The organism is Variovorax sp. EL159 (genome assembly GCF_900100965.1).
In the GTDB taxonomy this organism is placed as follows: Bacteria; Pseudomonadota; Gammaproteobacteria; order Burkholderiales; family Burkholderiaceae_C; genus Variovorax.
Window position 1 is genome coordinate 854405 of record NZ_FMUJ01000002.1, and the last position, 12826, is coordinate 867230.

Here is a 12826-nt window from a genome sequence, read left to right on the forward strand (position 1 = left end):
GAATTACTTGGCGAAGTAGTCGGGCAGCCGGTAGCCCGCCCACACGGGGTTGGCCTTGAAGAACTGCTGGAACTCGGCCGACTGGTAGGCCGCCACGATGTCTTTCGCGAACTTCGCGTTCTCGTTGCTGCGCTTGACCGCCACCACGTTCACGTAGGGCAGCGTCATGTCTTCGAGCTTCAGCGCCTCGGTGAGCTTCAGGCCCGAGGCCACCGCGAAGTTGCCTTGCACGGCCGCGAGGTCGGCATCGGCCAGCGAGCGCGGTGCCTGCGCGGCATCGAGCGGCACCAGCTTCAGGCGCTTGGGGTTGCTGGCGATGTCGCGTTCCGAAACGCTCAGCGGGCTCACGCCCGGCTTGAGCGTCACCCAGCCGATGGCCGCGAGGATGTTGAGCGCGCGTGCCGCGTTCACCGGATCGGCCGGCAGCGTGACCGTGGCGCCGTCGGGCACCGCGTCGAGCGATTTGTGGCGCTGCGAGTACAGGCCCATCGGCGGCGTGGGCACATGCACCACCGGCACGAGGTCGAAGTTCTGCTGCTTGTTGGTGGCGTTGAGGTACAGCGAGTGCTGGAAGATGTTGGCGTCGATCTGCCCGCGCTCGACCGCGTCGTTGGGCTGCACGCCCTGGCTGAACTCGACGTACTTGACGGTGTAGCCGAGCTTCTTGAGCTGCGGCTCGATGCCGTTCGTGAAGGCATCGCGGTAGGGGCCGGGCATGAAGCCGACGCGCAGGTCGGCGGCGTGAGCGGAAACGTGAAGGAGCAGGCTCAGTGCCAGGCCACCGAGCAGCGGCACGGACCAGCGCGCCAGCGACGGCGCGCGCGAAGAAAAACGCATCAAGGGCAACTCCGGAGGGACGGCGAAAGGAGCTGCGCACTCTAGGATGCGGTGCTTGGCCGGCGAACGAAGATTTGTGCGCTTGGTTATCCGCTGGACGGATATCGGCCGGCGGCGCGATCAGCGTGTGCCCGTGCGTCCGCTTGCAGGCTGCACCGACAGCAATTGCTGCCGTAGCGCTTCCGACTCCTGCTTCAAGGCCAGGATGGCCTCGTAGGCTTTTCGCAGTTCGCTGCCCGTGCGGTCGGCCCGAACGCGCAATTCGTCGCGTTCGCGCTCGCAAGCTTGCAACTGCTGCCGTGCGTTGGCCAGCGCGCGCATGTCGAAGGTGTCGGGCCGCTCGTGCTGTAGGCCCACGGCTTCGATGTCGAAGCTGTTCTGCGTCTCGCCGAGGTCCGCCAGCCGCCCGCGGCGCAGCAGCGGCGGGCCGGGCCTGCGGAAGATCGCGACGAAATCCGACCAGCCTTGCGCCGCCGGCTTCGCGACGAAGGATTCGACCAGTTCAACCTCGGCGCCGCGGCGGTGCGCCCACGCAACCAGCGCCGTGCCCGCATCGGGATAGAAGCGCCAGCAATCGACCGGATGGCGGTGAAAGGCGTGGTTGCTCGGCGCGTTGATGTAGAGCAGCCCGCCCGGACGCAGCAGGCGCACCATTTCCAGGAAGGTCTCCCAGAAGCACGGGTCGTGTTCGAGGGCCGAACTGGTGACGACCACGTCGGCGCAGCCGTCGGGCAGCGGCAGCGTCGCGCCTGGTACCACCACGCGGTCGACGCCTGCACCGGGCGCGGTATCGAGCCCGAGGTAGCTGGCACTGGCAGGCGCATGGTCGCGCAGGCTGCCGTTGATGTTCTGGCTGCCGAGCTCGACCACATTCTTGAAGTGTGGCTGCCAGTACAGCGCGAAGAAGTGCTGGCCGTGGGTGTGAGCGGTGTCGTGCATGGCGGCACGCTACCAGTTCGTGTCCAGCCCGATGTAGCGGGCCATGTACTCGCGGAAGGTCCAACGTTGGTCGAACCAGCGGTAGCGCATATCGTGCGAATGGAACTGAAGGCCGAAGTGTTCGGCCACACGCGGGTGGATGGGTTGCTGGATCGGCCCCATGCCGCCAAGCACTTCGGCCGCCTCGCGGATCTTGGCGGGTGCGGTCGCGGCGTCCCCACCCACGTCGGAGGCCGCGGCGCGCCACACGCGAATTGCAAGCTCCGCGATTCCCTTCGCCGAGACGTGGCCGAAGTTCCAGAACAGGTGCTCGGTGCGGAAGTTGTCGCGCACGTAATCGCACACGGCCACGTCGCAGATACGGTCACGGGTTTCCATGAAGTTCATGTCCACGTCGAAGCGCCGATTGAGGTTGGGCATGCTTTCAGTGGACCGTGCGATGTAGGCGTCCACCGCCGCTTCGCCGCGCAGTCCGGTGGCACGAACCTTCAGGCCCACACGGTCGCCCTCGGAATAACGGCCGAACACGTGCGAGGAATCGCACATCGGCGAGGGCTCGGCCACCCTGAAGGGCCACAGGAAGCGCGCCAGGTAGCTCGGGAACAGCACTGTCGGGCAGCCCTTGGGAATGCCGTCGCGCACCTCTTCGCGCTGACGCAAGAAGATCTCGCTGTCGTACTGTTCCAGGTAGAGCTTGCAGCGAGCGAGGTCGCGCGGCGAGGGCAACTGCAGCGCCTGCTCCGACGGCCCGTGGTTGAGCACGCTCAGGTAGCCGCGCTGGCCGTCGCGGCCGTCCACAGCCGAGAGCAGCTGCGCGATCCACGGCACCTGGCAGTTGCCGTAGAGGATGACGAGCTCCGCATCGGGGTCGGTGTTGCCGTGCAGGATCAAGGGCTGCTCCTCTTCGCCTTCTTCTTTTTCTTCTTTACCGGCGCCGCAGCCAGAGCGATCCGCCCGTGTTGCGCAGGAAGGCGGGGTAGGTGGCCTGGACCAGTGCGCGCTCGTGTCGCGCGAAGTAGTCGTTGAAGAACAGGATCTCCCATTCGTGGTTGTTCGTGAGCAGCGCGCGCAGTGCGTACAGCTCGTTCCACGAGCGGTTCTCGTCGACCGCCCAGGCCTCGGGGTACTCGAACGGCCAGAAGACATCGTGCACATGCACAACCACGCCGGGCGCGAGCCGCGGCAGCAGCTCGAAGAGTTCGAAGCACACGTCACTGCCGGTGCGCAGCACGTGCGTGGAGTCGATGAAGAGGATGTCGCCGGCCTCCAGCAGCGCGAAGAGTTCCAGCGGCACCTCTTGCACAGGGCAGCCGAGCACGGTGAGGGGCGCCTGGCTCGCGCCGAGCAGCTCGTGCGCGAGCTCGGGAAAGGGGTCGATCAGGATCACCTCGCACTGCGCGTCCAGGTTCAGCTCGATGGTGTCGAGCGCGCAGGCAGATGACCAGCCGCAGCCGATCTCGATGTAGGTGCGTGGCCGCAGGAGCCGCAGCATTGCATGCAGCACGCTCGCATCGGCCCACGAGAAGCTCGGGTTGTCGAACGCGAAGCGCATGCCCGGACGCCTTTCGTGCGTGAAGGGCATGGCCTGGAAATACGGCAGAAGCTCGCTCCACAGCCTGCGCATGGCGGCGACGTCGGTAGCGATGCCGGGCAGCTTGCACGGCACGGCGGTGGCCGCCAGGCGTGCGAAGTGCGCGCGTGCATGTGCGGTGTTGACGATAGGCGAGTAGTGGTGGCCCGGCGGAACGAAAAGGGGCGCGTTGGAGGTGTCGAGGGCGCGGGCCATGTCAGTCCCGTACGGCAGTGATTACTGCGAAGTCGGAGCCGATGAGTCCTTCGGCCATCCAGCGGTCCTCGAAGTCGAAGAAGCGCTGCAGGTGCGCCGCGTCTTCGGGGTCGGAAGGATCGAAGTTCTGGGCGATGCCGCTGAGCCCGGTCTGCAGCAGCGCGCCGCCGAGCGGGCGGAATTCCTCCACCCGGAAGTGTCGACCGACCGCATCGACGATCTGCGAGGAACACACCGCCTCCGACGGATCGACCGCGATCACCTCCGCAACGCTGGGGCGGCTCAGCACGCCGCGTTCCATGCCGGAGGGAAAGCGCCGGTACTTCAGCGGCAGTGTCGCCATGAACTCGTTGATGCCCTGTAACTGCGCGTCGGTCCATTGGAAATGGTCGGGACCGATGAACTCGCTCAGGTGGAACACGCCGCCCGGGCGCAGCGCGCGCCGTACCGAGGCGAAGAGCCCGTCGAGGTTCTCGATGTGGTGAATCGAGTGGCTTGCGAAAACGATGTCGAACGCGTTTTCGGGCAGCGGCTCGCGCTCCAGATCGATCAGGTGATAGTGCAGGCCCTGGAGGCCGGCCTCGGCGGCGAGGCGGCGCGCCTCTTCGATGGCTGGTGCCGCGAGGTCGTAACCGTCGATGCGCTCGGCGATCCCGAGTCCCGCGAGGTCTCGCTCCAGCGCGCCGAAGCCGCAGCCGAGGCTGGCCACGCGACGCACCGGAAACTGCCAGCCGGCCGCGCTCAACCGGTTCTTCAGGTGGTCATAGGCGTTGATGTTCGGCTGGCCGCTCGCCAGGCGGTTCAGTCGCGGCATCACCTGTGGATGCGACATCCAGAACAAGCCCTGGGTCTCGTTGCGCTCGGCGAGCGGCCTGCTCCATTCCTTGGCGGTGCGGGCGGTCTGCAACGCGCGTGCGGCGTCCTGCAGTGCAGGCAGTGACTGGTGTGGTACATCGCGGAGCAGCGATTGCACGACGCCGTCGAAGCGCGCAGGAGCGCAGTCCTGCGCTACGCGCGCGAGGCCGCTGTCGCGCAGGCGCTCCCACAGCACGCGGTCCTGGTAAAGGCTCGCGCAGGCGGCGGCGAAGTCGGCTGGGGTCGCTGCGCTCAGTAGCGCGTCGCCCGAAGCCCAGCCGAGCTGCTCCGCGATCAGCGGCGTGGCCACGCTGGGCAGCCCCTGGGCAGAGGCTTCGTGCACCTTGTGCGGAATCCCCGCGGCGAAGCGCGTCGGCGCGAGGAAGACGCGCGCATGGTCGTAGTGCGCCTGGACGTTGTCGACGCGGCCGTGGAAGCGCACGCGCGAGTTGCCGAGCCGCGCGCGCAGCGCGGGGGAGCAACCGCCGACGATGTCCACGCCGTATGCGGTGCCTATCCGTGCGTCGAGTCGCGGCATGACCTCGTCGACGAACCAGCGCACCGAGTCGGCGTTGGGCGAGTCCTCCTCGTCGAGGCGACCGACAAAGAGGAAGTCACGGCGCGCATCGAAGCCGGCTCCGGCATCGGCGGCCATGGGTTCGAGGCAGTGGCCGAGCACTCGCACGTCGGGGCAGCCCGCTTGGCGGAAGCTGCGCGCCTCGGCCTCGCTCACGGCGAGCACCACGGCAGCGCTGCGGGCCTGCCGAAGTTCCGTTTCCGGCGTCATGGCGCCGGGCTGTGGATTGGCGGCGAGGCCGAGCACCTCGCGGCGCAGTGTCTCGCGAGCGGAAAAGAGGGCCTCGGCGTCATACACCACGCGGCTATGGTCGAGGAAGCCGGGCACGGCCTCGCAGGCGCGGCGGAAGACCTCCATGTTGTGCGGGCGGCTCACCACCACCAGGTCGAACAGGCCGATGCGACTGCGCAGGAAGTCGGCGAGCGTCGGGCGGCCGGAGCCGGTCACGCGCTCCAATTCGGCGGGCAGGCAGCGCGCGGCCGCGGCGGCGTCACAGGCCGGGAAGGCGACCGGGTAGTGGGTCAGCAGCGCACCTGCGCGATGCAGCGCGTTGATGAGGTTGCAGGCTCGCGGATTGCCGGCGCCGAGGTTGGGTATGGGCACCTGATCGTCGATGACCAGCACGCTTGCGCGGCCATTGCTGCGCTGGCGCGCGGCGAGCTCGCCGTGGCTGCGTGCGCGATGCGTCTCAGCCAGCGTGCGAGCGTGCCGTTGGGCGAAGAGCGTGCGATGGCGCGTCATGAGCCGTGCGGCGTCGTCGTCGGAAGCCGCGCTGCCGAACTCGAAGTGCGTGAGCAGTACCGCGGGCTCGTACACCACGCGAAAGCCTGCCTCGCGCACGCGCATGCACAAGTCGGTGTCTTCGTAGTAGGCAGGCGCGAAAAGCGGATCGAAGCCCGCGAGCGATTCGAACAGGGTGCGCCGCACCATGAGGAAGGCACCCGAGCAGTAGTCGACGTCTCGCCGGAACTGGAAGGCCGCATCGGCCGGGTCCTGCCCGCGTCCGTGACCGGAACAGTCACCGTCGCGCCAGATGATCGAGCCGGCCTCCTGCAACGTGCCGTCGAGCAGCACGATGCGTCCGCCTACTGCGCCGACATCTGCCTTGGCGTCGAGCAGGCTGCAGGCAGCGGCGAGCGAACCGGGCGCCAGTTGGGTGTCGTTGTTGAGAAAAAGCACGTGGCGCCCCCGCGCCTCGCGCGCGCCGGCATTGGCGCCGCGCAGGAAATGCAGGTTCTCGGACTGCGCGAACATGCGGCAGCCATCCACGCGCGCGAGCAGCGCGGCGGTGCGGTCGCTCGAGGCGTTGTCGACCACGATCACCTCGGCGGGCACATCGATAGCCTGGGCGAGCGCTTCCAGGCAACGGAAGGTCAGGCCGGCCTGGTTGTGCAGCACCAGCACGATGGACACCGCCGGCTGCGCCGAGACCGGCAGGCCGATGCGCGCATCGGGCCGCGCGAGAAAGGCGCCGAGCGCGGCTTCGCTATCGGCGCGGAAGGTCTGCTTCAGGTCGGCCGCGACGGCAGGCGTGGTGATGGTGGTTGCAGGGAGGCCTGTTGCCGGAACGCCGGGAGGCTGGACCTGTGCGAAGCCCGGCACGAACGGCCGCTGTTCGCGCCGGCCGAAGGCCTCGAAGTGGTAGAGCGCGTTGGTGCCGGCCTGTGCCACGTCGGGGTTGTGGCGCAGGTAGCCGCTGGTGGAGAACCAGGGGCTCGGGTCGCGCGCCTCGCGGCTGCCGAACATGGCGTAGTGGTAGGCGGGATCGACGCTTGAGCGCCTCACGTCGAGGTAGGTGTCGGCATACCACTGCGCGTCGAAGAGCATCGAGTGCCGCACGACCTGCGCGACTGGATGCCTGGCCATGCGGTAGCGCCGCACGGCCGGCGCGAGCCAGCGCAACGCGGCCGGCAGCGTCTTCGGGCGGAGGCGACTCAGCACCCCCGGGCGGTCGGGCGGCGTGACGGCTTGTGCCGCAGCTCCGGTGGCGGGTTCGAAGCCGATCACCTCTCCGTGCCGGCGCACGAGGTCGGACACCATGCGGCCGACCGAGACGGTGTAGGTCGCAAGGTGGTCGCGCATGCCGAGAGTTGCCGCGATCAATGCGGTGCGTTCCTTCTGGACTTCCTCGAACCAGCGAACGGCCGTCGCATGGTGTTGCGTGGACTGTGCGAGTTCCTCGGTCAGCGCGCGGCGCGTTTGTTCGGCGTCGGCCAGGTGCTCGGCCTGGTGCGCGAGCTTTGCCTGAAGCTCGGCGAACCGGGCTTCGAGCTGCACGATGTCTTCGCTGCGGGACGACGGAGAACTCGCGGGCCTGGTCGCTGCTTCCTGGAGTCGGGCCTGCAGCAGGTAGGCGCGGCCTAGTGCGACGTCGCGCTCGCGCTCGGCGCGCACCGCATTGCGTGTCTGTGCGACGGCGTCGTCGCGTTCGCGCAGCGCCTGGTCCAGTTGGCCCTGCGCCGCGTCGCGAGCCGCCTCGGCCGCACGGTGGTGCCCCTGCAGTGCTTCGACCTGCAGCCGGAAGCTTTGCTGCGCCTCTTGCTCGCGAGCAAGGCCCGCCCATACCGCGCCGACGATGGCGAAGCGGTCGCGGATCGACAGTGTCGCGCTGCCGTGCGAAGCCGCGCAAAGCTGGCGGATGGCCGCGGGCGCTTGGGGGCCGTGCGCGATCACGCCGAGGCCGTGGCCGTGCAGGAATTCGAAGTGCGGCAGCCCCGCGGCCAGTTCCGCGAAGAGGCGGTAGACGCCGAAGTCGCCTTGGCGCACGTTGGTGTCGTGAAACAGCACCACGGCGCGCGGCGAGAGCTTGCGCTTCCAGGTGTCGAAGTCGTGCCGCGCCGCTTCGTAAGTGTGGAAGCCATCGATGTGCAACAGGTCGATCGTGCCGTCCTCGAAGGTATCGACTGCGGCATCGAAATCCATGCGCACCAGCTCGGAGAAGGCCGCGTAGTGCTGCTGGTTGAACTCGAGCAGCTCCTGGAAGACCTTGTCGCCGAAGCGGCCCGCGTGCGCGTCGCCCTGCCAGTGGTCCACGGCGTAACAACGCGTGGGCAGGCCGGCGTGGAGCACGGCTTCGCAGAATGCCGCGTAAGACACCCCGTAGTGCGTGCCGAGCTCCACCAGCATGCGCGGCTCGCAAGCCTCGACCACCCAGGCTGCGAAGGGCACGTGGCCCCACCAGCCGCTGGGCTTGCCGATGCGCTGCGGGCGCCGGAAGATCGACGACAGCGTGGGCGACGTGAGGTCACCCAGCGAAGCGGAGGCCGGGAGCCATTCCCCTGCGATGGCCTGGGGCTGCTCGTGTTGTTGTTGGCGATGGGGCATTCGGCTTCCTTGGCTGTCTCTTCGGGTGCCTGGGCCGCACCCCGGGCTGCTGCTTGCTTCGCTCTTGTCTTCAGTGGCGGTTCGCGACCACCGAGAACATCGGAATCTGCAGGCCGTCGACCTCACGCTTGTGGTGATGGGTGGTCACGCGGGCGTGCGGAAAACCCATCAGCGCGAGCGCATTGACCACAAAGGCCGGCGTGAGGGCCCACCAGGTGTCGACCTGCGGGATGTTCGGGCGCGGCAGCAAGTGGCACACGGGCAACTCGCCGAGCGTGGCGTCATAGAGGTCGGTGACGATGACGGTGCTGCGCACGCGTCGCGCGCAGCCTTCGAGGATCGAGATCGGCGAGCGGCAGTGCAGCAGCACGGCCGCGAACAGGCCCACGTCGAAGTCGCCCGCGTCGGCCGAGAGATGTTCCGGGTTGGCCTCGAGCAGGCGTACCGAAGAGCGGTAGTGGTGATGCAGATACCAGAACGAATTGCGCACGCCCTGGATGTCGCGGGTGAACTGTTCGCGCCAGGCGGCCATGTCGAAGCCGGGCAGGGGGACGACGTCCCAGAGACGCTCCATCGGTGGCTCGATGGCCGTGACGACTGCACCCGCGCGCTCCATGTGGAACGAGAGAAATCCGCTGGCCGGTCCGACCTCGAGCACCGACTTGCCGGCGAAGTCGAAACCGCCCAGGTAGGCATCGACGGTGGGGCGAAGGTCCCAATAGCCGCGCACGAGGCCCTGCGAAGGCAGCCCGACCGAGTGATAGAAAGTGCAGGCCTCGAAGGCCGGTGCCTCGCGTTGGATTTGCCGCCAGGCCGAGGAGGTGGCGGTGCTCATCCCCGCAGGCATTGCGCAGGCGTGGCAGGCAGATGGAAGAAGTGCGCGATGAAGCGGTATGCAGGCATCGTAATGATTTGTAACTAAATGCGAGTGCGATGCTAACAAATAGATGACGGTGCGTCATCCGCGAAAATGGGTAGATGACCCAGCACATCGGAATCGTCGGTTGCTCCGCCGAAGGCGCAGCGCTTTGTTATCAAACCATCTGCGTGGAGGGCGCGAAGCTGCTCGGCCCGCATGCCCACCCTGAAGTCTCGATGCACACGCCGTCGCTGTCGGACTACATGGTGCACATCTACCGCAACGACTGGCGGGGCGTGGGCGAGGTGATGCTCGCCTCGGCGCACAAGCTCGCGAAGATCGGCGCGGACTTTCTGGTCTGCCCCGACAACACGATCCACCAGGCCCTGCCCTTCATCGAGGCGCGCTCGCCGTTGCCGTGGCTGCACATCGCGGGCTGCGTGGCAGACGAAGCGGCGCAGCGCGGCTTTCGCCGCATCGGCCTGACCGGCACGCGCTGGCTGGTCGACAGCGAGGTCTATCCCGAGAAGCTCTCGGCGCGCGGGCTCGAATACGTTCGGCCCACTGTCGAGGAGCGCGACGAGATCGCCCGGATCATCATGGACGAGTTGGTCTATGGCGTGTTCAAGCCCGAGGCGATCGCGACCTTCCAGCGCGTCATCCAGCGCATGAAGGACGAAGACGGTTGCGATGCCGTCGTGCTCGGTTGCACCGAGATCCCGCTGATCATGAGCGACGCCAATTCGCCGCTGCCGACGCTGGATTCGACGCGCCTTCTGGCGCGGGCCGCGCTGCGCCGGGCCACGCAAAAAGGCTAGGCCAAAAAGTCCTCGATCATCCGCGCCACCTGCTGCGGCTGGTCGTGGTGCAGCATGTGGCCGGCGTCGCCGAGCCGCTCGATGCGTACCGAGGGCACGGACTTCAAGCGCTCGTGGAACTCATCGAGCGTGAAGCGGTTCTTCCACCAGCCTTTCAGGCTGTCGTCCGAGGCTTCGACCATCAGCAGCGGCGCCGTGATGCGCGCATAGAGCGCCAGCGTTTCGTCGACGCGGAAGATGTGGGCGTTGACGATCTTGTGCGCCGCTTCGCCAAGGATCTGCCAGCGCAGGCTGCCGTCGGGCTGTGCGTGGCCGGCCGACCAGTGGCTGGCCAGCCAGTCGGCCTTGTCCTGCGACAGGCGCGGGTTGGTCTTCATGAGCCGGCGTGCCACGCCGTCCACCGCCGAGTAGCCGGCCAGCGCCATTTCGCCGCGGTGCAGGCGCTTGAGTTCGTCGATCCACTGGCCGTAGCGCGCGGGCGCTTCGTCGGGCCTGCGCATGGGCATGCCGAAGCCTTCGAGGTTGACGAGGCGGCGGATGCGTTCGGGCCGCACGCCCGCGTAGTGCATGGCGACGTTGCCGCCCATGCTGTGGCCGACAAGGTCGATCTGCCGGGGGCTCTCGCCGTCGCGGACTTCGCCCACGTAGTGGTCGAGCAGCCATTCGAGGTCGGCGAGGTAGTCGGCCAGCCAGTAGTTGTCGACACCGCCGCCATCGGTCAGACCGAAGCCGCGCCAGTCGGGCGCGATGATGAAGCGGTCTTGCGCCATGGCATCGACCACGAACTGCCACGAGGCGGCCACGTCCATCCAGCCATGCACGAGCACCAACGGCGGGCGCGTGTCCGAGGGCTGGCCCCACAGGCGCACGTGGTAGCTGAGATTGCGCACGGGCACGAATTCGCTGCGGGAGGGGCGGAGGGCTTGGTACATGGCGACCGATGATAAGGACGCGCCTTCGTCGGCGCAGTCCGGCACAGGACAGGCAGGCGTCGTCGGGCTTTTCGGATGCGGCCAGCGCGCGGTGGGGCAGGGCGGTAGCATCCCGCGCATGAAAAAGATCCAACTCGGTCAAAGCGACCTGCACGTCACCCCGATCTGCCTGGGCACGATGACCTTCGGCGAACAGGTCGACGAGCCCACTTCCCATGCCATCCTGAGCCGTTCGCTCGAACGCGGCATCGACTTCATCGATACCGCCGAGATGTACTCGGTGCCCACGCGCAAGGAAACCTACAGCGTCACCGAAACCATCATCGGCAACTGGTTCGCCGCCAACCCCGGCGCGCGCCAGAAGCTCGTGCTCGCCACCAAGGTGGCCGGTCCGTCGCGCGGCATGCCCTGGGTGCGCGAAGGCAGCGGCATGACGCCCGAGGACATCGAGGCCTCTTGCAATGCCAGCCTGAAGCGGCTGAAGACCGACGTCATCGACCTGTACCAGATCCACTGGCCCGAACGCCATGTGCCGCTGTTCGGCAACATGTACTACGACCCGGCCAAGGAAACGTCGAAGACGCCGATCCACGACCAGCTCGAAGCGCTGGGCAAGCTGGTGAAGGCGGGCAAGGTGCGCACGATCGGCTTGTCGAACGAAACGCCCTACGGTGTGCACGAGTTCGTGCGGCTGGCCGAGCAGCACGGGCTGCCGCGCGTGGCGTCGGTGCAGAACGTCTACAACCTGATCGGCCGTGGCCATGAAAACGCGCTGGACGAGACGATGCACCGGCTGGGCGTGTCGCTGCTGGCCTACTCGCCGCTGGCCTTCGGCCTGCTGACGGGCAAGTACGACCAGAGCGGCATCGAAGGACCGGATGCGCCGAAGGGGGCCCGCATTTCGAGCTACGAGTCGGTGCGCAAGCAGCGCTGGGGCCGCCCCGATTCGCTGCGCGCGGCCCGGCGCTACAACCAGCTAGCACGCGACAACGGCCTGACGCCGACGCAACTGGCGCTGGCGTTCTGCTACACGAAGTGGCAGGTGGCGAGCACGATCATCGGCGTGACGTCGGTGGCGCAGCTCGAAGAAGACCTGGACGTGTACGGCACCACGCTGTCGCCCGAGATCCTGGCCGAGATCGACAAGATCCGCTGGGAGATTCGCGACCCCGCCGCGTGATTGGCACACCCCCAGGCTTCGCGCACTTCGTGTCGCTTCTCCTTCCCCCTCGCCGGGGGCAACACCTGCGGCCCGGCAAAGCCGGTTCCGCGGTGTTTCACGAAGAAGTCCAGGCTGGCTGGTTCCGCGGTTAACGGGCGCATTCGCCGCTGGCGGCGGCTATCGCGAGGGCTGGCAGGCTCAGCAGGCCCATGTTGTTTCCCTTGAACTGGCCCTTCATGCAGTCGCCATGTGCTGCGCCTGCGACGCCGGCACTCAGCTTCGAATCGAAGGTGGAAGGGGCGGGGCCTTGGAGGTCTTGATTCGCGCGGTCGGCGAAAGAGCGTTGACGGGCCACGTCGCGCAAGGCGCGGCGCGTGGCGTCGGAGTTGAGGATCAGTGGAGCAGGCGACGGGCCGGGTGCCTGCGACGGCTCTTCCCTGGCCGCTGGAGCGGCCGGGGCGCTGGGTGATGCGGTGACGACATCGCCGCGCGTCACCGGTGCCACGCGCCTGACGGGCGTGCGTGGCGCCGCCGCCGCTGCAGCCATGCGTGGTGTGCCTGTCGGTCGGGCCGGCAGCTCGGCCTTCGGCGAAGGCAAGACCTGCACGACCTCCATCGCGATGCGCTTCGTCGGGCCGGCCTGCCGCACGTGCGGCCGCGACGCCAGCAGCATCAGCCAGAGCACGCCTGCATGCATGGCCACCACGGCCAACACCAGGGCCGCCAGGGCAGGGCGC

General features: G+C 67.8%; 10 protein-coding genes. 2 read left to right on the plus strand and 8 right to left on the minus strand.

Annotation, left to right across the window (positions count from 1 at the left end):
• Nucleotides 1–3: 3 nt before the first annotated feature.
• The 6 genes from BLQ28_RS10150 to BLQ28_RS10175 form a co-directional block, all read right to left on the minus strand.
• Complete coding sequence (locus BLQ28_RS10150; protein WP_093238792.1) at nt 4–837, minus strand: MetQ/NlpA family ABC transporter substrate-binding protein; 834 nt, start codon at nt 835–837, stop codon at nt 4–6.
• A 120-nt stretch (nt 838–957) separates the two neighbouring features.
• Complete coding sequence (locus BLQ28_RS10155; RefSeq protein WP_093238794.1) at nt 958–1776, minus strand: methyltransferase domain-containing protein; 819 nt, start codon at nt 1774–1776, stop codon at nt 958–960.
• A 9-nt stretch (nt 1777–1785) separates the two neighbouring features.
• Nucleotides 1786–2667 (minus strand): WcbI family polysaccharide biosynthesis putative acetyltransferase, encoded by an 882-nt coding sequence (locus BLQ28_RS10160; RefSeq protein WP_093238795.1) that lies wholly within the window; start codon nt 2665–2667, stop codon nt 1786–1788.
• 34 nt (nt 2668–2701) lie between these two features.
• A complete protein-coding gene (locus BLQ28_RS10165; protein ID WP_093238797.1) occupies nt 2702–3562 on the minus strand; it encodes a class I SAM-dependent methyltransferase in 861 nt (286 codons plus the stop codon).
• Between the two features lies 1 nt (nt 3563).
• Complete coding sequence (locus BLQ28_RS10170; protein WP_093238798.1) at nt 3564–8318, minus strand: class I SAM-dependent methyltransferase; 4755 nt, start codon at nt 8316–8318, stop codon at nt 3564–3566.
• Nucleotides 8319–8388: 70 nt separating this feature from the next.
• Nucleotides 8389–9153: a class I SAM-dependent methyltransferase gene (locus BLQ28_RS10175; RefSeq protein WP_093238800.1), complete on the minus strand. Its 765-nt coding sequence runs from the start codon at nt 9151–9153 to the stop codon at nt 8389–8391.
• 143 nt (nt 9154–9296) lie between these two features.
• On the opposite strand from BLQ28_RS10175, the gene BLQ28_RS10180 reads away from it, so the two are divergent.
• Nucleotides 9297–9995: an aspartate/glutamate racemase family protein gene (locus BLQ28_RS10180; protein ID WP_093238801.1), complete on the plus strand. Its 699-nt coding sequence runs from the start codon at nt 9297–9299 to the stop codon at nt 9993–9995.
• Here BLQ28_RS10180 and BLQ28_RS10185 read toward each other — a convergent pair.
• Nucleotides 9992–10927: an alpha/beta fold hydrolase gene (locus BLQ28_RS10185; RefSeq protein WP_093238803.1), complete on the minus strand. Its 936-nt coding sequence runs from the start codon at nt 10925–10927 to the stop codon at nt 9992–9994. The two genes, BLQ28_RS10180 and BLQ28_RS10185, sit on opposite strands and share 4 nt — an antisense overlap.
• Before the next feature lie 118 nt (nt 10928–11045).
• Here BLQ28_RS10185 and BLQ28_RS10190 point away from each other — a divergent pair, with 118 nt between their 5' ends.
• Nucleotides 11046–12107: an aldo/keto reductase gene (locus BLQ28_RS10190; RefSeq protein ID WP_093239441.1), complete on the plus strand. Its 1062-nt coding sequence runs from the start codon at nt 11046–11048 to the stop codon at nt 12105–12107.
• 130 nt (nt 12108–12237) lie between these two features.
• On the opposite strand, the gene BLQ28_RS10195 is transcribed toward BLQ28_RS10190, so the two are convergent.
• On the minus strand, nt 12238–12792 hold the full coding sequence (locus BLQ28_RS10195; RefSeq protein ID WP_143012467.1) for a hypothetical protein: 555 nt from the start codon (nt 12790–12792) through the stop codon (nt 12238–12240).
• Nucleotides 12793–12826 lie beyond the last annotated feature (34 nt).